The sequence below is a fragment of the Sphingobacterium haloxyli genome (assembly GCF_002980525.1).
Classification (GTDB): Bacteria; Bacteroidota; Bacteroidia; order Sphingobacteriales; family Sphingobacteriaceae; genus Sphingobacterium; species Sphingobacterium haloxyli.
The window spans coordinates 1-226 of record NZ_PVBQ01000075.1 but is presented as its reverse complement, the minus strand read 5'-3'; the positions used below and the strand labels follow the sequence as shown (position 1 = coordinate 226).

The window sequence follows — 226 nt, the reverse complement described above, 5'->3', positions numbered from 1 at the left end:
GGCATCCCCCGTGTGCCCTTATTTACTTTCTTCCGTCCGCTGCCCCTTTTGCTCGGCAACGGACTGCCTCCGTCCACCTGCGGTATTAACCGAAGATGGACTTCCTCTGTCTTCTCTTGTGTCTTCTCTTTTTCCCAATATGTCAAAGAACTTTTTCCCGGAAAATCCCGCACCGGCCACAACATCCAGCGGAAAACATGGCGGACCATGAAAAATCCCGCAGGGA

1 protein-coding gene is annotated in these 226 nt (G+C 52.7%); it reads right to left on the bottom strand.

Annotation, left to right across the window (positions count from 1 at the left end):
* Positions 1-226: hypothetical protein (locus tag C5745_RS20400; RefSeq protein WP_165793162.1), on the bottom strand; the 226-nt coding region annotated here is incomplete at both ends.